The sequence below is a fragment of the Pararhodospirillum oryzae genome (genome assembly GCF_007992075.1).
GTDB classification, from domain to species: domain Bacteria; phylum Pseudomonadota; class Alphaproteobacteria; order Rhodospirillales; family Rhodospirillaceae; genus Pararhodospirillum; species Pararhodospirillum oryzae.
The window spans coordinates 34,193-56,772 of record NZ_BJZO01000013.1; the positions used below are offsets into that span (position 1 = coordinate 34,193).

The window sequence follows — 22,580 nt, forward strand, 5'->3', positions numbered from 1 at the left end:
TGGTGGGTTGGTTGTGGTGTGCCGCGTCCCATAAGCCAATGCCTTCGCTCGGGCATGGGGCCTTGCGAAAGCGGCCCTGATATAAGGCGGTTTTCCTCGCCGGGGAAGGGGAAGGGAGACGCGGACGGTCAAGTTTTTGCTCGAAACCGGCAAGGGCCCGTGGCCTTGCGATTTGTTCGTGACGACTTCGGGGGATTGGGTAGATACTAAAGGGGGGATCTTGCCCTTCAAGGCTATAGCCAGGGGAAGGGGCAGCCCGAACCGACCACCGGGCCAGGGAAAGGGGCAGCGCGATCGTGGCCGACAACGCACAGCGCAGCGCGCCGGGCCGCGCGGGGGAAACGGGGAGAACAGTCCGGCGCGCGGACGGGGTGCCCACCTTGCATGCCGCCGCCCTGGTGATGATCACCGTTGCCAGTCTGGTCTTGATGATCGGAGTCTATGCCGGGTTTGGCTCGCTTCTCGACGACCAGGAAGCGGCTTTGGAAAACCAGCGCAACGCCACCCAGATCAGTGCCATGATCATGGGGGATCTGGAACGCCTGGAAACCGTGATCTACCGCCTGCCCCTGGCCCAGGATGCCCAGGAGCGTTTTGCCTTGCGAGGCAAGATGCGCGACATCCTGGAGGGCATGAACGACGCCTTGCGTGTGTTGCAAGAAGGGGGCGTGCTCAATCGGGTCACCGGGTTTTCCCAGGGAGCCACCGGCCCGCTTCTGGAGCGCCATGTGCCGTACACGCCCGGTGTCGGGGCTTTGATGCCGGAAATCGCCGATGTCCGCTCAAGCCTGGCCGGCGTGGAACGGCTGGGCCAAACCATGACGGCCCTGTTGTCCGAGCGCGAGCGTCTGGCCGAGCAGGCCGACCAGCCCCGTCTTGGCGCCCTTGATGCCCAGGTCCGCGAGCTTCTGGTCCAAGGACCGTTGGTTTTCAAGGCGCTGCGCGATGAGGCGACCCATCTCTTCATCGTCAGCAATACCGCGTTCGAGAAGGATAAGGCCGACCTGGAGGCGCACGAGCACCAGTACGCCACCATCCAGGGCGGGGTGTCGCTGTTGACCATGCTTTTCGTGGTCAGCGCCGGGATGTGGATCTTGCGGTCGGTGACGCGCGCCAACCGCCGCTTGCGTGATTTGACCCGCGATCTGGAATTCCAGATCTTCGCCCTCGACCAGCACGCGGTGGTCACGGTCACCGATCCCGACGGGGTGATTACCTACGCCAACGATGCGTTTTGCGTGCTGTCTGGGTATACCCGCGAGCAGTTGCTGGGGCATACCCATAAGATTGTTAAGTCAGACGAACACAGCCCCGCTTTTTTTCGCGCCATGTGGGAAACGATCACGGCCGGCAAGGTCTGGCATGGCGAGATCAAGAACGCGACCCGGGGAGGCGGGTCCTTCTGGTCGGCGGCCACCATCGTGCCGTGCCTGGACGACAACGGCCGTCCGTTTCGCTATGTCGCCATCCGCACCGACATCACGGCGCGCAAGCGGATCGAGGAAAAGCATCGCGGCACCGCGCGGTTCCTGCGCGGTCTGACCGACGCCATGGGCGATGGGGTGTACTCCCTGGACGACCAGGGGCGGGTGACGTTCGTCAATCCCGAGGCCGAGCGTCTGCTGGGATGGTCGCGCGAGTCCCTGATCGGGCGCTCGATCCACGAGCTGGCCCACGGCCCCCACGAGGCCACGTCGGACAGCTTGCGCGACGGGGGCTGTTCCATCCACCGCGTGGTGACGCGAGGCGCGATCTTCCGCTCGGAAGCCGAGTTCTTCCGCCGGCGCGATGGGGGGCTGTTCCCCGTCGCCATTGTTTCGGTCCCCCTGACCCTGGAGGACCGGATCGTGGGGTCGGTCAGTGTGTTCCAGGATATCACCGAGCGCAAGAAAGCGGAGCAGGCCTTGCGCGAGGCCCGCGACGCGGCCGAATCCGCCAACCAGATCAAAAGCCGTTTCCTCGCCAACATGAGCCACGAAATCCGCACGCCCATGAACGCGGTGATCGGACTAAGTCATCTTGCCCTGCAAACGGACCTGTCGCCCAATCAACGCGATTATCTGGAAAAAATTCATCGGGCCGCCGGCAATCTTCTCGTTCTTTTGAATGATCTTCTTGATCTTTCCAAAATCGAGACTGGCCGCATGACCCTGGAAATCACGCCATTTAGCCTGTTCGAGGTCCTGGAGAATGTCACCGCGCTGATTTTGCCCCGGGTGCGGGAAAAGGACCTGACTTTTGAAATGGACCTGGATCCCGGTTTGCCCGATCGCCTGATCGGGGATCCCTTGCGCCTGGGGCAGATCCTGACCAACCTGCTGAGCAACGCCGTCAAGTTCACCGAGCACGGCACGGTCACCCTGGGCGCGTTTCAAATCGGGCACGGCCGGGACGGGGCCCAGGAAATCACCTTCACGGTCGCCGACACGGGGATCGGCATGACCGAGGCCCAGTTGTCCGGCCTGTTCCACGCATTCGCCCAGGCGGACGGGTCCATCACCCGGCGGTTCGGCGGCACGGGGCTGGGGCTGGCCATTTCGCGCCAGCTCGCGCACCTGATGGGCGGAGACATCGATGTCTCCAGCACGCCGGACGTGGGCAGCACGTTCCGGTTTCGCTCCTGGTTCCGCTGCGCCCCGCCCGCCGAGGACGACACCGACGCCCCGGCCCAGAGCCTGCGGGGATTGCGCGCCCTGGTCGGCGATGACTGCATTCCTGCCCGGGCCACCCTGGCCCTGGCCTTGTCCCATCTTGGGTTAAGGGTGGACGCCCCCGCCGAGCCCGGCGCCACGCGGGCATGCCTGGACGCGGCGGCCCGGGGCGAAGCGCCCGCCTATGACCTGGTGGTCCTGGACTGGCGCTTGCGGGATCTGGAATGCCAGGATCTGGCCAGGGCAAGCCTGTCCCGGCCCCTGCCGGCCGTGCTTGTGGTGACCGACTATGGCGTGCCACCGGAAAAATGCCCTTTCCTCGGCCCGGGAGTCGAGGTTCTGGAAAAGCCGGCCCTGGGCCCCCGCCTGAAGGGGGCGGTTTTGCGCGCCCTTGGGCGCCCGGGCGCGCCACGGGGGTCCCTGGAATCGACCGTTCTGGCCGGGGCGCGCATTCTTTTGGTTGAAGACGACAAAATCAATCAGCAGGTCGCGCGTGATCTTCTGCTGGCGGTGGGGACCGAGGTCACCGTGGCCGAAAGCGGCTGGGCCGCCTTGGATCTTCTGGCGGATCAGGCCTTCGATCTTGTGCTGATGGATGTCCAGATGCCGGGTCTGGACGGCCTTGAAACCACGCGCCGCGTGCGGGGCGTTCTGGAGCAATCCCATCTTCCGATCATTGCCATGACGGCCCACGCCATGGACGAGGACCGGGCCCGGTCACGGGCGGCGGGCATGAATGATCATCTGGTCAAGCCCCTGGATCCTTCCCGTCTGTACGCCTGCCTGGAACGCTGGCTGGCGGCACGGTGTCCGGCCGCCGGGCCCGGCGGAGGCGGAAAAGCCCGGGAAAGGCGGGCCTTGCCCCCGGCGCTCCCGGTTCTGCCCCCGGCGCTGGCCCGGGTGCTGGACCTGGACGCCGCGAGTCGCGCGCTTGGCGGCAATCATGCCTTGCTACGCAGGCTCCTTGGGGTTTTTGCCACCGAGGCGGCCCCGCGCCTTCAAACCCTGCCTGGCCTTCTGGCCGCGGGCGACATCGACGCGGCGCGGCTGCTGATCCATACCCTCAAGGGGACGGCCGCGACCCTGGGCGCTTTTCCGCTTTCGGAGCGGGCGGCCGTCCTGGAAGGGTTTTTGGAAGCCGGCGACGAGGGGCCGGGCCGGGAGGCTGCCCTGGCCGCCCTTCTGGAGGACGTGGCCCCGGTGCTGGAGGCCATCAGGGCCGTGGACACGGCGAGTCCCGAGGTCGGGGGAGCCGGCCAGTCGTCTTCCCGGCCGGAGGATCCCGAAGGCATTCCGGCCGCCATGGAGCAGCTCAGGGCGCGGCTGGCGGCTTGCGATCCCCTGGCCGAGGAAGAGGCCCGGGATCTGGCGCGTCGCGTGAAAGGCCTGCCCGGTCTTGATCAGGCCATGCCGCGCGTGGTCCGCGCCGCCGCCGCCTTTGAATTCGAGGATGCCCTGGCCATCCTCGACGCCATGCCCGCACCGCCTTCTCCCTGCATGCCGGCGGACTAGCAGTCTGTCGGATTTGGGAAGAGACTGCTTTTGATATGTAGGATCATCGAAACGAAAGGCGTGAAAGAATGGCCGTGCCTCAGGCGGGCGGGGGAGGCGCCATGCTGGCGGGGAGACGCACGGCGACAACCCGGCCGGTCGCGCAAATCTGATCCCCCGCCGCCACCGACAGGCTGACCACCACCTTGCGTTCCTTCACCTCCTCGATGCGGCCGCGCACGGTGAGCGGCGGGCCGAGCGGTGTCGGGCGCAGGAAGTCCACGTGCAGCGAAGCGGTCACGAAGCGCAGCGCGGGGTCGCTGCCCGGCGCGCGTCCCTCGGCCCGGTACGCGGCGGCCGACGCCGATCCCGTGCCGTGACAGTCAATGAGGGAGGCGATCAGGCCGCCGTACACGAATCCCGGCAGCGCCGTGTGGTACGGCTGGGGGGTGAACGTGGCCACGGTTTCGTCGCCATCCCAGGTGCTGCGCAGATGCAGGCCATGGGGGTTGCTGGAGCCGCAGCCATAGCAATGGCTCAATTCCTCGGGGTAGGTGTCCTGGAACGCGTGATCGGTCAGGAGATCGGTCATGGATCGGGGTTTCCATCTGCGAGGGGCGCCCGTCCAGTATCCCGGGTTTCCCTTCCGGCATGTCAACCAGGAAAGTGAGCCTCTCGGGCGATTGATACGCGCGACAGGCGATTTGGGAAAGGAAAGGCACCCGGACGCGGCCAGGATCACCCCTGTCCCGGGGGAAGGAGGAAGGGGGGGAGGGGGGCAAAGGGCAGAGGGCAGAAATTCCGGAGGTCCTGCCGGCTCCCGACGGTGCTTTCAGAGCAGGGCAATCGGTTCTCGGTTCACCCGATTTCCCTGGCTTTCAGACCTCTTGCTCTTGGCTGCGACACAAGGTAGCGTCCTTCCCCTGCGCGCCTTGTCCGGGCGTGGCGGAATTGGTAGACGCAAGGGACTTAAAATCCCTCGGGGCTTGCCCCGTGCCGGTTCAAGCCCGGCCGCCCGGACCACGAGGCCCCTCGCGAAAGGCGCCCTTCTCAACAGCAGGACCGGCATAAAAAAAACGCCAGGGGCGAAGCTGCCCGGCGTTTGGATTCTTGAGCCAGAAAAAGCACACCCCGCCCGAAGGCGGGGTGGCCTGAAGAACCGAAAAAAGCCTTAGAGGCCCTTCTCGATGAACTTCTTGAACAGGTGCTCCGAAAGGGGGCCACCCATCACGAACAGGTGAATGATGGTCACGAGGGTGACCAGGATGCCGGCGCTCGCGAACAGGGCCTGAGCCGGGTTAACCAGGAGCCAAACTCTCCACATGGTCTCTTCTCCGATAATGGGGTTATACCGTCAACGCTGGGTCTGAAACAAACGGGGTGTGGAAAAACCAAGAACCCCGGTTCGTTTTCTTAGAACCAGGGCAGGTAGTGGTAGGTGAAGACGTGCGCGAAGGCGGACAGAACCACCCACACGAACAGGCCCTTGGTGTACCAGGAATGGAATTCCTGGGCTTCCACTTCCGTCAGACCCGACGGATAAACCTTGGTGTTATCGGCCATGGTATTCCCTCCAGATGGTCGTAAATCGCAGCCCAAAAACGAAACCTCTTCCGGATCTCCGGAGAGAGGAACACCGCCCCGTGGGCAGAATGGGTCTTATGGTGGATCCACCTGTCCTTCAGGGGGGAGTCACGTGGTAGAAGAGGTCTGACCGCGTGTCCTGGACGTCACCTTAGCAGACTTCCGAAGGGTGTCAATGGGGGATTAAGAAATCAGGCAGCATAAAAACCCATGGCGGACTAACGTAAAACGCAATTGAACAAAGGGGGAGGCTGCCTTTGTGGGGCGGTCCAATAGCAATGGATAAAAGAGGCAGAATAGGGAAAAGGCCGCCCAACGACAATACGTCGGGCAGCCTCTCTTCCTGGTTCCCACGCCTCACGAAGAGGCGCGGGAGATCCTGGCGTCGAGAAAGCCTTAGAGGCCCTTCTCGATGAAGTTCTTGAACAGGTGCGCCGAGAGCGGGCCACCCATGGCGAACAGGTGGATGATGGTCACGACGGTGACCAGGATGCCGGCGCTCGCGAACAGGGCCTGAGCCGGGTTAACCAGGAGCCAAACTCTCCACATGGTACGATCTCCGTAAAGGTTTAGTTGCCGTCAGAAAGGGTCTTGAGAATCCCGGATCCCGACTACGTCAGTGATCCGATCAATGGATTCTTAGAACCAGGGCAGGTAGTTGTAGGTGAAGACGTGCGCGAAGGCGGACAGAACCACCCACACGAACAGACCCTTCGTGTACCAGCCATGGAATTCCTGAGCTTCCGCTTCGGTCAGACCCGACGGGTAAACCTTCGTGTTGTCGGCCATATTAAACCCTCCAAAGTGCAATAGCACGATAGCCCAATGAATGGTACCGCAATTCACCGGTAGTGAACTCGGCTCCTTGACCCGAACAAGGAAGATGCCAGGATCTTCAATTCTGTTCAGGTTCGATGCGCCTTGGAACCAATTCCGTCGGCGTGTCGATGGGCAGGACAATACCAGGGCGGAGACTTCTGTCAAGGCGCTTTCCCACAATCAGACCACGGGGTTGCCACATTTGGCGCGATTGGTGGGCGTCCCCAGGCCTGGGTGGGGTATTCAAGTGTGGCGAGTGCCGGAGCGGGGGAAACCCGTCGGGAAGGAACGGCTCCTGCCGGCTCGCGCGCGGGGCGACGGCCGGGAGCCGGCCCGTGGCGCGCGCGGGGGGCCAAGCGGGGTCTGGTCAAGGCGGACGGCTCATGGTTATGTGACCGGACTTTTGGGCCGGCGGCCCTTGCCGGCAACGAGGATGTGCAAGAGGGGACACGAGGACATGCCAACCATTCTAGTCACGGGGGCCGGCGGCTTTCTGGGCAGTCGCATCGCCCGATTCCTGGCCTCGCGGCCACAGACGACGGTGCGGGCGGGAATCCATGGCGGTGGCCGGCCGGCGCCCGAGGGAGCTGGTCTGACCCCGGTGATTGCGGACGTGCGCGATATCCGCACCCTGGACGTGGCGTGCGAGGGGGTGGACGCCATCGTGCATTGCGCCACCGGGGACCGCTGGGTCACGGTGAACGGCACGCAGGCGGTGCTGACGGCGGCCCGCCAGCACAAGGTGCCCCGCGTGGTTGTCCTCAGCTCCGTGGTCGTCTATGGCCAGGCGGCGGGGGAGGTGAGCGAGGACACGCCCCTCGACCCCATGGCCGACGATCCCGAGGCCCTGCTCAAGGCCGAGGCCGAATCCTTGTGCCGGCAGGCGATGGCGGAAGGGCAATCGGTCATCGTGCTGCGCCTGCCCATCCTGTTCGGGGCCGAGTGTCCGCAGTGGGCGGGCACGACCGCGCGCCGGCTGGCCTCGCGGCGCTGGGGCACCTTGGGCGACGCGGGCGAGGGCGTGTGCAATCCCCTGGATCCGCGTGATCTGGTCGAGGCGGTGGCGGCCGCGATCGAGGCCCGTCCCGGGCTGGCCGGCGCCTACAACATCCGTGGCCCCGAGACCCTGACCTGGAACGCCTTCTTCGAGCGCTTCAACGAGGCCCTGGGCCTGCCCGCCCTGGTGGAACAAAATCTCAACGGCTTTGGCCTGCGCTTCCTGATGGGCACCCTGGTGCGCGAAACCGTGGGGCGCCTGCCCCAGGCGCAGCCGGCGGCCGGGGCGGTGATGACCGAGACCCCCACCTTCCGCGAACTCGATTTCTTCCGCCTGTCTGCAACCTATCCGATTGATCGCGCCCAGGCCGATCTGGGATGGCGCCCGGGCGTGTCGCTGGACGACAGCCTCGCGGCCGCCGCCGCCTGGGCCAAGGCCGGCGGCATGGCCGAGCTGCGCCAGCCCGTGGCGCGGGTGGTGGCTCCCGCCGCCGAGGCCGGGGAGGGCGCGGCCCCGGGCGCCGATGGCCCGGTGTCCCTCATGGGCTGGAGCCCCTCGTTCTTGCAAACCGAGACCTTCCGGGCCCTGCTGCCGCCCCAGGGCGCCAAGGGATCCGGCGCGTCGGCCGGCGCCCAGACCGAAGGAAACGCGGATTCCGGCAGCGATCTGGACAAGGTGCCGGAAGGCTTGAGCAGCAAGCTCTTCCCGGCCCACATCATTTTCAAGCCCATGCCCGACGAGGGACCCACCGTCTCGGTCGCCGAGACCATGAGCGAGATCAAGGACAGCTTCGCCGCCATCGACAACTTTGGCGCGTCGGTCAAGCGGCGCCTGGGCGGGCTGGTCGGGCGCGCGGGCGAACGCAGCTCGGCCCTGTCGGGCGACGGCGCCGAGGCTCCCAAACCCGGGACTTCGGACGAGGCGCTCAGCCGCAAGTTGTTCCCGGCCCACATCATCTTCAAGCAGATGCCGGAAAACGGCCCCACCGTTTCCGTGTCTGAAACCTGGGCCGAAATCAACAAGAGCCTGCCCATGGGCAAGGCCAAGTCCAAGGCCGGGGAAGAGGGTGCGGCCGGAGCCGAGCCGGAAAACCCCATGGCCGCGCGGGACCTGGCGCGCAAGATGTTCCCCGCTCACATCATCTTCAAGAAGGCGCAAGGCCGGGAACCCGGCCAGGAGTAAGAGTTCGGGAACCCGGCCAGGAGTAAGAATTCGGGAACCCGGCCAGGAGTAAGAGTTCGGGAACCCGGCCAGGAATAAGAGGCCGGGAACCCGGCCAGGAGCAAGGGGAGCGGCTCGCCGTTCCCTGTCGAGGGCACGCGCCGGGAAGCAGGGCTTCCCGGCGCTTGTTTTTGGGGGAGGGGGCGCTTCAGGGCGTGAGATGTCCCTTTTTCTTGAAGCGCAGGTGCAAGAAGGCGTAAGCCCCCAGGCCCAGCACCAGGCCCCAGAAGGCAGCGCCCAGGCCCAGGAACGACATTCCCGACGCGGTCACCAGGAAGGTCAGCAAGGCCGGTTCGCGCTCGGAGTCGTTTTTCATGGCTCCGGCCAGCCCGCCCTGGATCGCGCCCAGCAGCGCCAGGCCGGCGGTGGTGGCGACCAGGGGCGCGGGAAGGGCGGCGAACACGGCGGCCAGCGTGGCCCCGAAGGCGCCGATCACGAGATAGAACACGCCCAGGGCCACGCCGGCGATCCAGCGTTTGGCCGGGTTGGGATGGGCGTCGGGGCCGGTGCAGATGGCGGCGGTGATGGCGGCCAGATTGATGCCGTGGCTGCCAAAGCAGGCCAGCGGCACGGCCAGGGCCGACGGCCCCCACACCAGCGGCCCCGAGGGGGTCTGATAGCCAAAGGCGCGCAGCACGGCGACCCCGGGCACGAACTGGCCGGTGAGGGTGATCAGGGCCAGCGGCAGGCCCAGACTGACGATCGCCTCCCACGAAAAGACCGGAGTCACCCACACCGGGCGGGCCAGCTCGATTGAAACCCCCTGGAAGGCCAGTTCACCGGAAAGACCGGCGATGAGCGTCCCCACGGCGAGAACCCCGGCAATGGCGTAGCGCGGGGCGAGGCGGCGCAGCACCAGATAGGTGGCGATCATCGCCCCGACCAGGCCCGGTTCGTGGGGCAGCTCGGTGAAGACCTGAACGCCGAAACGAAACAAGATGCCCGCGAGCAAGGCGGCCGCGATCGACTGGGGCAGGCGCGCCGTCACCGCCTCGAAAAGCCCGCTCAGGCCCAGAAGGGTCAGCAGGCCGGCCGCGACCACGAAGGCGCCGATGGCCTCGGGCCACGGGACCAGCGGCAAGGCGGTGACCAGGAACGCCGCGCCTGGCGTCGACCACGCGGTGATGACCGGGGCGCGGGTGCGCCACGACAGCCAGATGGCCGACACGCCCGAGCCCACCGCGATGGCCCAGATCCACGACGACAGCGCGTCGGGCCCCAGGCCAGCCGCGCTGGCGGCCTGGAAAATGAGCACCGATGGCCCGGCGAACGACACAATCACGGCGATGAAGCCGGCGACGATGGCGGAAAGCGGCAGGGAGTCTTGCAACGGGGCCTCCGTTTTTAGAGTGAGACCCGAAAAGGGGGAAGCGCTTTTCGGATAAGTCGAACGGAAAAACAAAGAGTTAGAGACCCGAAAAGGGGGAACCGCTTTTCGGATAAGTCGAGCGGAAAAACAAAGAGTTGGCGCATGGTGCCTGGGCCCGGGTCCAGGCACCATGCTCTGGACGGGATAGCCGGGCCCTGTCTTAAAAGGATGGCGGGGTGGCGCACAGGAGCAGATTTCGCCAAAACGAGCGGGACAGGGGAACGGGGATGGGCGGACAGGATCGGGAGCACGACGCGGGCGCGTCCTATCGCTATCAGGCGATGACCCGGGAGCTGATCGCGCGCATCGAGGCCGGGCATTATGCCGAGGGCGAGCGCCTGCCCTCGGTGCGGGCGCTGATGCGCGCGCACCAGGTCAGCATGACCACGGCGTCGCGGGTGCTGGTCGAGCTGGAAAGCCAGGGCTACGCGTTTTCGCGCGAGCGGTCGGGTTTTTTCGTCCAGCCTCGGCCGCCCCGGACCGGCACGACCCCCACCACCCCCACCCCCACCCGCACCGCCCGGCCGGCCGTGGTGTCGATGAACGCCCTCGTCGCCAGCCTGTTCAGGGCCCAGGCCGGGGAGGGGCAGCTGTCGCTGGGCGCGGCCGAGCTGGCGGCGGAGCTGCTGCCCACCCGGGCGCTGACCCAGGCCATGATCAAGGTGGCCCGCGCAAGCGGCGCCGAGGGGATTCTGTATGGCCCGGCCGGCGGCGAGCCGGCGTTGCGCCATCAGATCGCGCGGTGGATGGGCACCCGGGGGGTGGTGGTGGCGCCCGAGGAAGTTTGGATCACCGAGGGGGAAAGCGGGGCCATGGGCGCGGCGCTCAGGGCCCTGACCCGCCCGGGCGATCTGGTCGCCGTTGAATCTCCCACCTATTTTGGCCTGCTGCGCTGGATCGAGGCCCTGGGCCTGCAAGCGGTCGAGATCGCCACCGACCCCCGCCTGGGGGTGGATGTGGAGGAACTGGAGCGGGTCCTTGAGACGCTTCCCGTGGCCGTGATCGCCGTCAATCCGGTGTTTCACAATCCCTTTGGCGGCACCGTGCCGCCCGAGCGGATGCAGGCCCTCATCCGGCTGGCGGCCCGCCACCGGGTCCCGGTCATCGAGGATGACGTGTATGGCGCCTTGTCCTTCGATTCCCACGGAGTCGCCCCCTTGCGCGCGCACGACGAGGCGGGAGGGGTGCTGTACTGCTCGTCGTTTTCCAAGACCGTGGCGCCGGGCTACCGGGTGGGCTGGTGCCTGCCCGGGCGCTGGGCGGAGCGCCTGGCCCTGTTTCCGTTCGGCGGCGCGGTCCTGCCCCAGCGGGCGCTCGCCGTTTTCCTGGCGGGGCGGGCCCATGCCCGCCACCTGGAGGGCCTGCGCGCCTTGTTCGCGGGGCAGGCCAGCCGGATCCGGGCCCTGGTGCTGGAGGCCTTTCCCGAGGGCACCCGGATCAGCGACCCCCGGGGCGGCTATGTGTTTTGGGTCGAGGGACCGGCCTCGTTCGATGCCCTGGGCTTCCATGCCCGGGCCCGGGCCCATGGCATCGGCATCGCGCCCGGGCCCTTGTTCTCGCCCACCGGCCGCTTCGCCAACGCGTTTCGCCTGAGCGTGGGCCGCCCGCTCACGCCAGGGGTGGAGGAGGCGATTCGCACCTTGGGACGGCTGGCGCGGGGCGGCGACTGATCCGGGAAACCGCGTCGGGAATCGGGTTTTTGTCGGGAAACGCAAACAAGGGGAAATCTTGAGAAAGGCGGGGTTCGCTGCGATACTAAGACGCAATCGCGATATCGTGCCCCAAGAGAGCCACTCAACGAGCCGGCCTTGGGGCAGGCGCCCGGCGCGGACGGCCCCAAGGAAGGATGATCCCCATGAGTGTTCACGTGATTTATGGCTCCGACGGAGGAACCACCCGTGCCCTTGCCCAACGGCTGGCAAGCCGGCTTGGCGGGCGCGCGATTGATGTTGCCCAGGCCCGGGTCGAGGATTTCGAAACGCCCAGCCTGCTGGTCCTGGGGTCGCCCACCTATGGCTTCGGCGACCTGCAAACGGACTGGGAAGACCGTCTGGCCTTGATCAAGGAGGCCAACCTGTCGGGCAAGCGGGTGGCCCTGTTCGGCACCGGCGACCAGGGCATGTACCCGGATACGTTCGTTGATGCGATGGGGGTGTTGTACGACGCGGTCGTGGGGCGGGGGGCCGAGGTGGTGGGATTCACCGCGACCGACGGATACACCCACACGGCTTCCACCGCCGTGCGTGACGGGCGTTTCGTGGGCCTGGCCCTGGACGAGGATCAGCAGCCGAAGTTGACCGAAAAGCGCCTGTCGGCGTGGGTCGATCAGATTCGATAAGATCGGGCGGGGGCGGCTGGTCGGGGCCCGTGTCGATCTGTTTCATCCGCTCCTCCAAGGCCCGCTTCTGGCCTTGGGGAGCGAAGGGGAGGCGGTGGCGGACGCCTTACACCAGGTCGGGACGGGTAAAGAGGTAGCCTTCCTCGTCCTTCCACTGGGTCTTGCCCATCAAGGCATGGCGCACGGGGCAAACATAGGTGCGCTCCAGGCCTTGCGCGCGCTCGACGATCGAGCACAGTTCCTCGAACGCGACCGGATGACCGTTTTCGTCGACGATTTCGCCGCCCTCGGCAATCCGCTGGCGCCAGTCGGCCCACGAGGTGATTTCCTCGTTGCCGTAGAACAGGAACTTCCAGCCCCATTTTTCACTGCCCAGCGGCAGACGGATGGCATTCGCGTCACGGCCCGAGGCCTGCACGGAAGCGGGGGTGGCTTGCAAGAAATATTGGGTTTCCATGACGCTTCTTCTTTGTTCCAGGGGGAGGGCGGGTTGGCTCCGGAGGAGATTTCCAAGGGGGAGGGTCCCACGCCGCTTGTTGAAAAGAAGAATACATCCACCCAAAAGGATAGGTAAAGGGGGTATCTGAGGGGTGCCGTACAAACCTAAGGCTGTAAATTTCGGAACCGTAACAAAATATATCCGTACTGCGTGTTCGGGGGAGATTTAACGCCTCTTGCGTTTTTTCTTGGTCCTCCTTTGGTAAAAATTTTACCAAATTAAGCGGGAAAGCCTCAAAAATAGGGAAAAAGCAGGGTATCCGGGGGGCTCGAAAGCGCCCCCAGGCGTGTTTTGTGTCTTGATTTTCTCTCGGGTGGGGGCGACTCGACGTCGGCTCGCCCAGGGAATCAGGCGAAACCCCGCGCCCCGCCGGGGGGATTGGTTTTTGTTTCTTTCAAGAAATAATCAGGCCGGAGGAAACATCAGGCCATCGGCCTGAAGCAGGGCTTTCGTCTGGTCCACGTCGTGCCTGATCTGGGCTTGCAGGGCTTCCAGCCCGTTGAACGCCTGCTCCGGGCGCAGGAAGTGGTGAAACCGTACCCGGACGTGGCGGCCGTACAGATCGGGGGCCGCGTCAAGCAGGTGGACTTCCAGCACCGGTTCGCCGCCGCCGAAGGTGGGGCGACGGCCGAAGTTGGCCACGGCGGGCAGGAATTTGGTATCCAGCCCGCTGTCCACCCCGGCGGTGACCGCGTAGACTCCGGCCCGGGGGTGCTGGTAGGGCCCCAGGCGCAGGTTGGCGGTGGGAAAGCCCAGGGTGCGGCCGCGCCGGTCCCCGTGTTCCACGCGCCCCTCGATTTCCCAGGGGTGGCCGAGCAGGCTGGTCGCCTTGTCGAGCTCGCCGGCCATCAGGGCCTCGCGCACCCGGGTCGAGGAGTAGACCAGCCCTTGCGGATCGCGCACCGGGGCCACGGCCGTGACCCCGAAGCCGCCGTCCAGGGCCATGGACTGCAACAGGGCAACCGTGCCCGCCCGCCGGTGGCCAAAGGCGTAATCCTGGCCCACCACCACGTGCGCGACCCCCAGCCCCTTCAGCAGGACCTCGTTCACGAACCATTCGGGCGTGCCCTGGGACAAGGGAATGTCGAAGGCCTGCACATACAGGAAATCGGCCCCCAGTTCGGCGATCAGGTGCGCCTTCAGGCGAAAGGGCGTGAGCGTGAAGGGCGGCAGGTCGGGCTGGAAGAAACGCCGGGGGTGGGGTTCAAAAGTCATCACCCCCAGGGGACGCCCCTGGTCGTGGGCGATGGCCCGCGCCGCTCCGATCACGCGCTGATGGCCCCGGTGAATGCCGTCGAAGTTGCCCAGGGCCACGGACCCCCCACGCAGGGAAGCCGGCAATTCCGAGTAATGGCGCAGCACGCGCATCGATCAAAGGACTCCACACCAAAGCCGGCGCCCGACCCGCCGGCTCCCGATCACGGGAACACCCCCGTCAAACCGTCGCGTCGGGCAGCGCCGGAAGCCTGTGCCGTTCGATTCCTCGCGGGCAAGGATTCGAAGGAGACTCCCCGGAAAACTACGGTTCCCGGTCAGACCTGGATCAACCCGACCAGGGGGGCGTGTCGTCGCTCGCCCCCCAGGGATGGGCGAAACGCCCTCAGGCGGAAGCCGGGCGGGCGGGAACCATCACCGTGGCCTCGCCGTCCACCACCACCTTGCCGGCGACGGTGCAGAAGGTGCGCAAGGTCACGAACCGCTTGGCCGGCACCAGGCTGGTGACCTCGGCGGTGGCGGTGACCGTGTCGCCAATGCGCACCGGCGCCTTGAAGCGCAGGGACTGCCCCACGTAGATCGCGCCCGGCCCGGGCAGGCGGGTGCCCAGCACCGCCGAAATGAACCCGGCCGCCAGCATGCCGTGGGCGATGCGTCCGCCGAACGGGCTGGTTTTCATGTACTCTTCGTTCACATGGGCCGGATTGGTATCCATGGTGACGCCGGCGAAAAGATAGATGTCCGACTCGCTGACCGTTTTGGCCAGGCTGGCGGTCATGCCTTCCGTCAGGTCCTCGAAATAGTAAAGCGTGGGATCGGCGGCGCTCAATGGCTGTCTCCTGGAACGGCGCGGAACAAAGCGGACGACAAAGACGCCCTTTCCCATTCGCCCGCTCCTTGTGCCTTGCGGGCACGGCCGGACAAAATGGACGCATTGCGCACTATACCCGTGCTCCGGCCTCAGTGAAAGGCCCCCGCCCTCTCCTTTGTGCGGCGCGTCGAAGGAAGGCGGAACACGCGGGGGGCAGGTGGCCGGTCCCGGGGGGAGAGCCCGGGGAAGCCCGTGCTCCAAGGAGCGAGGCCCCCGTCAGGGGCTGGCGGCGGGGGGCTGGCGGCGGGGGCACGGCCGGGTCGTTCCAGGGAACATCCTCTTCGAGGTGGCGTGTTTAAATTCAGTCTAATCTCGCGTGGGCTTGGCGAAATCGATAAAATTCCTTGAATCTCTCGTGTCCCGGCCCGGCCGGTCTTGCATTGATTCGCCGGCCGGCGATCCCATTTTAAGCAGGGAGCCAGGCGGCTTTTGTTTTCCCCTTTGGGAGGCCTGTCCTCCTGGCTCCTCGCTTTCCATTCGTTATTACCGACCGAAGGGGGTTCGCTCCGATGGTCCATCATCTTGCTTACGTCAGCCATGACATGGGACTCAGCGCGTCCGATTTCGCGTCGTTGACCGCGACGTCGCGGGTGCGCAACCGTCATCATGCGATCGGGGGATTCCTGCTGAAGCTGGACGGGATTTTTTTCCAGGTGCTGGAGGGAGAAAGCGGCCCCGTGCACGATCTCATGGGGCGGATCGCCCTGGATCCTCGCCACCGCGACCCCCGGATCGTGCTCGATCAGGAAGCCCCCGCCCGCTTGTTCGTGGGGTGGGGCATGGCCGAGGTGAACGCCATCCCCCGGGTGCTGGGAAGCATGGGGCGGGCGGCTCTTCCCTGGGGAGAGCGGCTGTACGAAGCCCTGGTCGAGGATCCGCTTCTGGCCAGCCAGATGATCGCGGCCGGGGCCTTGCTCCACGATCTGGCCGCCCAGCCCGGCGCCGAGGTTCTGGCCGCGCCGGGCAAGATGGGGGTCCCCACCCCTCCGGTGCCGGGGATGGGGGCGGTGGTGCTCAGCCTGAACGATCCGGGCGTTTCTTCTCCCCACCACGGGGGCGCGCGCTTACCAGGGTGATTCCCCCCAAGATCGCGACCAGGGCCACGCCGTGGTACCAGGCGATTTGTTCCCCCAGCACGGCCACGGCCATGAGCGCGGTCAGGACCGGGATCAGGTTGGTGTAGATGCCGGCAATCCCGGGACCAACGGCGGCCAGGCCCCGGTTCCAGCAGCCAAAGGCAACCAGGGCCGGAAACACGGCGGTGTAGGGCAAGATCCAGGCCGTGGTCCAGGTCAGCGGCATGCCGCTTCCCGAGGCCCCCTCCCAAACGGCGAGGGGGGTCAGGATCACGAGGCCGCCGATCATCTGGGCGGTGAGGAACTCCAGGGCGCCGAGGCCGGGCGGATGGCGGCGCAGCGTGACCGAGTACGCGGACCACGACACGGTCGCGAGCAGCATCAGCCCATCGCCCGGGTTCAAGGTCAGCGAAGCGGCCAGGGCCGGATCGCCGCGCAGCAGCACCAGCACGACGCCACACAGGGAAATCCCGATGCCGGCCCATTGCAGCACGCGCAGGCGATCGCCCAGAACCAGGCGGGCCATCAGGGCCATGATCACCGGCATGGACGCGCCCACCAGCGACACATTAAGCGCGGTCGAGTGGTTGAGGGCGGCGTACATCAAGGCGTTGTAGGCCCCGGCGCTCAGCGTGCCCAACGTCAGCAGCAAGGGCCATTGCCGGCGCACCACCGCGCGCTGGCGCCACAAGGCGCGCCCGGTCAGGGGCAGGATGAACAGCACCGCCAGCGTCCAGCGCCAGAACGCGAGGCTAATGGGCGGAATGCCGGCCGTGGCCGCGATCTTGCCGACGATGGCGTTGGTCGCCCAGAAAAACGCGGCCAGACACAAAAGAACGGGCGGCGCGAACAAAAGCGCCCGAAAGGGAGAAGAACCGGCCATGACCCGGACCTTGTTGCTGGAAGGTGGAGGTGCCGGGGCACCGGGATGGGAGGGGAGGGAAGAGGAGGGAGGGGGAATGGCCCCGATCGCGGCCCGGGGGAGACGGGACCGTCCGCGAGACGCGCCACCCTTGTTTCAGGTGACGGCGGGCCGGGGGACCTTATATTAAGGGCGAGGCAAGGCGGCCCGCAACCATGCGCCGGGTCGCCTTGCCGGCCCTTGTTTTGGTGGATCAAGGAAACCCCCATGGAGAGGTTGGATCCGGTTGACCTGGACCCCAGGCTGGCGGCCGACACGGTCTTTGTCGCGCCCTGGCCCCTGTGTGACGTGCGCCTGATGAACGACGCCCGCTATCCCTGGCTGGTGCTGATCCCGCGCTGCCCGGGCGCGAGCGAGCCCTTCGACCTTGATCCGGCCGTCCAGGACCGTCTGTGGCGGGAAGTCAGCCACGCGGCCCGCGTCCTTAAAACGTGGAGTGGCGCCGACAAGATCAACGTGGGCGCCCTGGGAAACGTGGTTGCCCAGCTGCATGTTCACGTGGTGGGGCGTCGGGTGGGAGACGAGGCCTGGCCGGGGCCGGTCTGGGGGCAGGGGACGGCCACGTCCTACCCGGACGCCGAGCTTTCCTTGCTGGTGGCGGGGCTGCAAGCCGCCCTGGGCCAGCCCGAGGACGAGGGCCCCGCCCCGTGTTGATCGTTCGTGTTTCTCTCCAGTCCTGGGACATCCGTGGATGAGCCGTCCTGTCCGCTTGTTGCGTTGTCTTTTGCCGTGCGTGGTCTTGCTGATGGCGCTGATCGGGGCCATCGGGCCCGTGGAGGCCGCCTCGCCCACGCCGCCGGGCCAGAAGCCTTCCCCCACCGTTGCCGAGGCCCAGCCGCCGGGCCTGGGTCTGCGCTTCCGCTATCCCGCCGGGTGGACCGTCGCCCGGGTGGACGGGCACACGGTCCTGGTGTCGGGGCCGCAGGGCACCGAGGACTGGCTGACCACGCTCACCATCAGCAACCAGGAACTTCCGGCCGCCGGGGGCGCCGACCAGAAGGCGGGCGCGATGATCACCGATTACCTGGCGGCGATCCGCGCGCGCAGCGGTCAGCACGAGGTGCTGCAAGAAGCGCCGTTCCAATTCGAGGGCAGCGGGCCGGGGCGCGGCGGGGCCCAGGCGGTGGTGCGCTTCCAGGGGGATGATGGCCCGGTGCGCCAGTGGATGGTGATCGTGCCGCGCACCGACATCCCCGTGGCCCATGTCCTGCTGTACAGCGCGCCCGACGACGCGTTCGAGCGCGGGGTGCCGGTGGTTCAGCGCGTGCTGGATTCCCTGGTCTTGCTGCCGGCCCGGCGCTGAGCCTTTCGCTTTCCTGGTCTTGTTTTCTCGCGGAGCCGTGCCCTCATGACCGACCCCGTGGTGCTGTGGTTTCGTCGCGACCTGCGCGTGGAGGACAATCCGGCCCTGGTCGCCGCCGTGGGCTCGGGCGCGCCGGTCGCGGCCGTGTACGTGCATGACGACGCGCGCGAGGCCCTGGCCGGAGGGGCCAGCCGCTGGGCCCTCGCCGGGGCCCTGGAAAGCCTGGGCCGGGCCCTGGCCGAACGGGGCGGGCGCTTGCTGCTGCTGCGGGGCGAGGCGGCCACGGTGCTGCCCGCCCTGGCCCGCCAGCTGGGGGCGGGGCATGTGCATGCCATGCGCGCGGTCGGCCCCGAGGCCCGGGAGGAAGAGGCGGTGGCCCGTGCCCTGGAAGGCGCGGGGCGGAGATGCACGTTTCACGACGGTGCCCTGCTGCACGATCCCCGCTCCCTGACCACCCGGACCGGCACCCCCTACCGGGTGTTCACGCCGTTTTGGGGAACGCTGGCCCGCACCTTGGACCCGGGGACCCCGCTGCCGGCCCCGGCCCGCGTGCCCGCTCCCGAGTCCTTGCCGGAGGGCGAAACGCTGGCGGCCTGGGGGCTGCGGCCGCGCGATCCCGATTGGGCCGGGGGCCTGCGCGCGACCTGGACCTGTGGCGAGGCGGCGGCCCGGGCCCGGCTCGCGGCGTTCGTGGACGGAGCGCTGGATGGCTACGACGCCGGGCGCGATCGTCCCGACCGCCCGGCGACCTCGGGACTGGCCCCGGCCCTGGCGCTGGGCGAGCTTTCGCCCCGTGAGGTGTGGGCCGCCTGCCGGCTCCATCCCCCCGGCCCGGGCGCGGAGGCCTTCTCGCGGCAACTGGGCTGGCGGGAGTTTTCATACCACCTGCTCCACCACGCCCCCGACATGGCCCGGCGCTCCTTGCGCGCGCCCTTCGAGGCCTTCCCCTGGCGCGATCCCGCCACCGACCCGGACACCGCCGCCGCCCTGGCCGCGTGGCGCCGGGGACGCACCGGCGTGCCGTTCGTCGATGCCGGGATGCGCGCCCTGTGGCACACGGGAACGATGCACAACCGGGTGCGCATGGTCGTGGCCTCGTTCCTGGTCAAGCATCTGCTGATCGACTGGCGGGTCGGGCTCGCCTGGTTCGACGATACCCTGGTCGATGCCGACCCGGCCAACAATCCGGCCGGCTGGCAGTGGGTGGCGGGCTGCGGGGTGGATGCCGCGCCCTATTTCCGGGTGTTCAATCCCGTGGCCCAGGGGGAGAAATTCGATCCCGACGGGGCCTACGTGCGCCAGTGGGTGCCCGAACTGGCCCGGTTGCCGGCCCCCTTGATCCATCGGCCGTGGACAGCCTCGCCGGTGGAACTGGCCGCCGCCGGGGTCCGGCTGGGCGAGACCTACCCGCGCCCGCTCCTCGACCTGGCGCAAGGGCGCCTGCGGGCCCTGGCCGCCCATGCCACGCTCAGGGAGGGGCCATTCCGGGATAGTAATAATTAATAGTCCGAAACGAACCGACCGCGCAGTGAAAAATCTGCGATCGCAGCAGGGATTCGCGGGGACAATGCTTGCCCGAGGGGCGAAAGCGTGTATAGTGCGCGCCTCTTCCAACCCTTGCCGGTGACCCCGAGCGGGTCAGCCGGCTATGCCTCGTTGTGTCTGGCGCTGTTCTTCGGACCGCGCGGGGCACCGTCGGGGAAGAGAAAAGCCACAAGGGACCACAGCACATGGCCTTTTATGAATGCGTGCTCATCGCGCGCCAGGATATTGCGACCACCCAGGTGGACGCGCTGGGCGATGAGGTGACCTCGATCGTCTCCGAGGGAGGCGGCACGGTCAGCAAGCGGGAGTACTGGGGGCTGCGTAGCCTCAACTTCCGCATCAAGAAGAACCGCAAGGGACACTATCTCCTTGTGAACATTGATGCGCCGGCGCCCGCCGTCCACGAGCTGGAGCGTCGCTTGCGTCTCAATGAAGACGTGATCCGCCACATGGTGATCCGGGTTGACGCCCTTGATGAAGGGCAGTCGGCCATGATGCAGAAGAACGATCGTCCGGAGCGGCCGAACCGTCGTGGCGAGCGCTTCGGCGACCGTCCGGAGCGGGGCGAGCGCGGCGAGCGTTTCCCCCGGGGTGATCGCCCCGACCGTGGCGAGCGTCGTTCCCAGCGTGAAGGAGCCGAATAATGGCCGCTCCCCGTCGTCCGTTTTTCCGCCGGCGCAAGACCTGCCCGTTCTCGGGCGCCAATGCCCCCAAGATCGACTACAAGGACATCAAGCTGCTGAGCCGCTTCGTGTCCGAGCGCGGCAAGATCGTCCCGAGCCGCATCACCGCCGTGTCGGCCAAGAAGCAGCGTGAGCTGGCTCGTGCCATCAAGCGCGCCCGCTTCCTGTCGCTTCTGCCTTACGTGCTGAAGTAAGCCCCACGGCCGCCCCCCGGGGCCCGAACCGGAGAGACGCCATGCTCAGGACCCTGCCGCACGCGGCCGTCGCCGGACTGGCGGGGATTCTGATGTTCGCCTCGTTCCTGTACGTCCCCGTTCTGGGCGTGCTGATCACCCAGGCGTCCATCCTGCCCCTTCTGGGGGTAGGGCTGCGCTTCGGCCTGCCGACTGTTCTGGTCGGGGCCGGGGTGGCCCTGGGCGGCGCGGTGATCGCCCTGCCGCTGGCCATGGCGCCGGTGCTGACCTTGCTTGACCTTCTGCCCGCCGTGCTGGTCACAAGCCTGGCCTTGCGTCCGGCACCGGGGGGGGGAGATCAAGGAGGGCCGGCGGCATGGTATCCGCCCGGCCGGGTGCTGGCCTGGCTGTCGGTGGCCTCCCTGGGGCTGCTGGCCCTGTTCGCGGTGGGCATGCCCCCCAGCGAGCAGGGGTTGCAACACCAGGTGGCAACGATGGTTCAGGCCGCGCTGGACACGGTTCTGGCGGCGGCTCCCGCCGATACCCGGGCCCAGGTTGTGGCGAGCATGCCGGTCTATCTTCCCGGTGTGTTCCTGGCAACGTGGGTGGTGCGGATCGCCCTTTGCGCGATGGTGGCCCAGCGTCTGCTGAGCCGGCGCAAGATGGCGCGCCGTCCCACGCCGGTTTATGGCGCCCTTGACCTCCCTTCCTGGTCCGTTGGCCTGTTCGTGGCCGCGGGCGTGGCGGGCGTGGTTCTGGGCGGCGACGGGGGATACCTGGCGGCCAACGCCTTGTTGGGGCTGTCCGTGCCCCTCATGGCCATGGGCTTGGTTCTGGTGCACAACGCTGCCCGCGCGCTGCCCCATCCCGGGATCGCGCTGGGGGCTTTTTACGCAACGATGGTCCTCGGATCGACGCTGGCCCTTGCCGCCGTCGTCGCTGCTGGACTGGTGGAAGTGATGATCAAGCGGGGCTGGTTCCAGGGGCAGGCGTCGCGAGGCTGAGCAAGGCATCGCCGCGCGGGACTCCCACGGTCGGGGAACCGGGTTTCGCATCAAGGGTCGCAAGCCGACCCGGGGAGGCATGAAATGATGGAAGTGATCCTGCTGGAGCGGATCGAAAAGCTGGGCTTCATGGGTGATACCGTGAAGGTCAAGGATGGGTACGCGCGCAACTTCCTGTTGCCGCAAAAGAAGGCCCTGCGCAAGACCAAGGCGAACATGGCGGTCTTCGAGGCGCGCAAGGCTGAGCTGGAAGCCCTGAACCTGAAGCGGCGCTCGGAAGCCGAACAGGTCGCGGCGCGCATGGAAGGCCTGACCCTGATCATGATCCGTCAGGCGGGCGAGGGTGGTCAGCTGTACGGGTCGGTGTCCGCGCGCGACATCACCGACGGCCTGAAGGCGGAAGGCTACGTGGTCAGCCGCCAGCAGGTTCTGCTGAACCAGCCGATCAAGGACCTGGGCCGCTACGAAACCCGCGTGTCGCTGCACCCGGAAGTGGTCGTTCCCCTGGTCGTGGTCGTGGCCCGCACCGAGGACGAAGCCCGCGCCGTGGCGAGCGACGAAGCCGAGGCCGAGGCCGAGGAAGACATGGTGGAAGAGGACTCCCTGGAAGCCGAGCTCGACAGCGAGCTGGGCGACGGGGACGACGACGAAGCCCTCTAAGGGGTTCGTCCACCCAACGCCTTGATTTCACCCGCCCGCTGCCTTTTTGGCCGGGCGGGTGTTTTTTTGCCCGAAGGGGATCGTCCGGCGCGGGCGTTGGAGCCTTCCGTTTCACGTTGAAGCGGACAGACTCCAGATCCCTTTGTGTGATACCAACGG

22 protein-coding genes and 1 tRNA gene are annotated in these 22,580 nt (G+C 67.1%); 13 read left to right on the plus strand and 10 right to left on the minus strand.

The features are described from left to right. Positions 1-296 precede the first annotated feature (296 nt). Positions 297-4,163, plus strand: coding sequence for a PAS domain S-box protein (locus ROR02_RS17355; protein WP_147162699.1), 3,867 nt, complete (start codon positions 297-299; stop codon positions 4,161-4,163). A gap of 79 nt (positions 4,164-4,242) precedes the next feature. On the opposite strand, the gene ROR02_RS03885 is transcribed toward ROR02_RS17355, so the two are convergent. Next, on the minus strand, positions 4,243-4,734 hold the full coding sequence (locus ROR02_RS03885; RefSeq protein ID WP_147162700.1) for a PaaI family thioesterase: 492 nt from the start codon (positions 4,732-4,734) through the stop codon (positions 4,243-4,245). Between the two features lie 344 nt (positions 4,735-5,078). On the opposite strand from ROR02_RS03885, the gene ROR02_RS03890 reads away from it, so the two are divergent. After that, positions 5,079-5,165, plus strand: a tRNA-Leu gene (locus ROR02_RS03890). 148 nt (positions 5,166-5,313) lie between these two features. Here ROR02_RS03890 and pufA (ROR02_RS03895) read toward each other — a convergent pair. From pufA (ROR02_RS03895) to ROR02_RS03910, 4 genes are all read right to left on the minus strand, one after another. Next, positions 5,314-5,466, minus strand: a complete 153-nt coding sequence (pufA, locus tag ROR02_RS03895) for a light-harvesting antenna LH1, alpha subunit (protein ID WP_147162701.1) — start codon at positions 5,464-5,466, stop codon at positions 5,314-5,316. Between the two features lie 89 nt (positions 5,467-5,555). Beyond that, on the minus strand, positions 5,556-5,705 hold the full coding sequence (locus ROR02_RS03900; RefSeq protein ID WP_147162702.1) for a light-harvesting protein: 150 nt from the start codon (positions 5,703-5,705) through the stop codon (positions 5,556-5,558). A gap of 417 nt (positions 5,706-6,122) precedes the next feature. Beyond that, positions 6,123-6,275, minus strand: a complete 153-nt coding sequence (gene pufA, locus ROR02_RS03905) for a light-harvesting protein (protein WP_147162703.1) — start codon at positions 6,273-6,275, stop codon at positions 6,123-6,125. Positions 6,276-6,365: 90 nt separating this feature from the next. Further along, positions 6,366-6,515, minus strand: coding sequence for a light-harvesting protein (locus ROR02_RS03910; protein WP_147162704.1), 150 nt, complete (start codon positions 6,513-6,515; stop codon positions 6,366-6,368). 487 nt (positions 6,516-7,002) lie between these two features. Here ROR02_RS03910 and ROR02_RS03915 point away from each other — a divergent pair, with 487 nt between their 5' ends. After that, positions 7,003-8,724 (plus strand): NAD-dependent epimerase/dehydratase family protein, encoded by a 1,722-nt coding sequence (locus tag ROR02_RS03915; protein WP_170244949.1) that lies wholly within the window; start codon positions 7,003-7,005, stop codon positions 8,722-8,724. Positions 8,725-8,911: 187 nt separating this feature from the next. Here the strand turns inward: ROR02_RS03915 and ROR02_RS03920 are convergent, their stop codons facing one another. Further along, entirely contained in the window at positions 8,912-10,264 is a 1,353-nt protein-coding gene (locus ROR02_RS03920; RefSeq protein ID WP_147162706.1) for a benzoate/H(+) symporter BenE family transporter, read from the minus strand. A 95-nt stretch (positions 10,265-10,359) separates the two neighbouring features. On the opposite strand from ROR02_RS03920, the gene ROR02_RS03925 reads away from it, so the two are divergent. After that, complete coding sequence (locus tag ROR02_RS03925) at positions 10,360-11,802, plus strand: aminotransferase-like domain-containing protein (RefSeq protein ID WP_147162707.1); 1,443 nt, start codon at positions 10,360-10,362, stop codon at positions 11,800-11,802. Between the two features lie 185 nt (positions 11,803-11,987). Next, positions 11,988-12,470: a flavodoxin FldA gene (fldA, locus tag ROR02_RS03930; protein ID WP_147162708.1), complete on the plus strand. Its 483-nt coding sequence runs from the start codon at positions 11,988-11,990 to the stop codon at positions 12,468-12,470. A gap of 106 nt (positions 12,471-12,576) precedes the next feature. On the opposite strand, the gene ROR02_RS03935 is transcribed toward fldA, so the two are convergent. The 3 genes from ROR02_RS03935 to ROR02_RS03945 all read right to left on the minus strand — a co-directional run bounded on the left by ROR02_RS03935 (position 12,577) and on the right by ROR02_RS03945 (position 15,013). Beyond that, positions 12,577-12,927 (minus strand): hypothetical protein, encoded by a 351-nt coding sequence (locus ROR02_RS03935; protein ID WP_147162709.1) that lies wholly within the window; start codon positions 12,925-12,927, stop codon positions 12,577-12,579. 447 nt (positions 12,928-13,374) lie between these two features. Continuing rightward, positions 13,375-14,337 (minus strand): bifunctional riboflavin kinase/FAD synthetase, encoded by a 963-nt coding sequence (locus ROR02_RS03940; RefSeq protein ID WP_147162710.1) that lies wholly within the window; start codon positions 14,335-14,337, stop codon positions 13,375-13,377. Positions 14,338-14,569: 232 nt separating this feature from the next. Then, a complete protein-coding gene (locus ROR02_RS03945) occupies positions 14,570-15,013 on the minus strand; it encodes a MaoC family dehydratase (RefSeq protein WP_147162711.1) in 444 nt (147 codons plus the stop codon). A 551-nt stretch (positions 15,014-15,564) separates the two neighbouring features. Between ROR02_RS03945 and ROR02_RS03950 the strand changes: the two genes are divergently transcribed. Continuing rightward, the gene (locus tag ROR02_RS03950; protein WP_147162712.1) at positions 15,565-16,131 is read left to right on the plus strand and encodes a BLUF domain-containing protein; all 567 of its coding nucleotides are present in this window, start codon (positions 15,565-15,567) and stop codon (positions 16,129-16,131) included. On the opposite strand, the gene ROR02_RS03955 is transcribed toward ROR02_RS03950, so the two are convergent. Next, positions 16,070-17,014, minus strand: a complete 945-nt coding sequence (locus tag ROR02_RS03955) for a DMT family transporter (protein WP_147162713.1) — start codon at positions 17,012-17,014, stop codon at positions 16,070-16,072. The two genes, ROR02_RS03950 and ROR02_RS03955, sit on opposite strands and share 62 nt — an antisense overlap. Positions 17,015-17,260: 246 nt before the next feature. Here ROR02_RS03955 and ROR02_RS03960 point away from each other — a divergent pair, with 246 nt between their 5' ends. From ROR02_RS03960 to rplI, 7 genes are all read left to right on the plus strand, one after another. After that, complete coding sequence (locus tag ROR02_RS03960; RefSeq protein ID WP_147162714.1) at positions 17,261-17,707, plus strand: HIT domain-containing protein; 447 nt, start codon at positions 17,261-17,263, stop codon at positions 17,705-17,707. 37 nt (positions 17,708-17,744) lie between these two features. Then, the gene (locus tag ROR02_RS03965; RefSeq protein WP_147162715.1) at positions 17,745-18,356 is read left to right on the plus strand and encodes a hypothetical protein; all 612 of its coding nucleotides are present in this window, start codon (positions 17,745-17,747) and stop codon (positions 18,354-18,356) included. Between the two features lie 45 nt (positions 18,357-18,401). Further along, entirely contained in the window at positions 18,402-19,859 is a 1,458-nt protein-coding gene (locus ROR02_RS03970) for a cryptochrome/photolyase family protein (protein WP_147162716.1), read from the plus strand. 227 nt (positions 19,860-20,086) lie between these two features. After that, on the plus strand, positions 20,087-20,545 hold the full coding sequence (gene rpsF / locus ROR02_RS03975; protein ID WP_147162717.1) for a 30S ribosomal protein S6: 459 nt from the start codon (positions 20,087-20,089) through the stop codon (positions 20,543-20,545). Next, complete coding sequence (rpsR, locus tag ROR02_RS03980) at positions 20,542-20,778, plus strand: 30S ribosomal protein S18 (protein WP_147162718.1); 237 nt, start codon at positions 20,542-20,544, stop codon at positions 20,776-20,778. Before rpsF ends, rpsR begins: the two co-directional genes overlap by 4 nt. Positions 20,779-20,819: 41 nt before the next feature. After that, positions 20,820-21,761, plus strand: a complete 942-nt coding sequence (locus ROR02_RS03985) for a YybS family protein (RefSeq protein WP_147162719.1) — start codon at positions 20,820-20,822, stop codon at positions 21,759-21,761. Positions 21,762-21,848: 87 nt separating this feature from the next. Then, on the plus strand, positions 21,849-22,421 hold the full coding sequence (gene rplI, locus ROR02_RS03990) for a 50S ribosomal protein L9 (protein WP_170244954.1): 573 nt from the start codon (positions 21,849-21,851) through the stop codon (positions 22,419-22,421). The last annotated feature ends 159 nt before the right edge of the window (positions 22,422-22,580 follow it).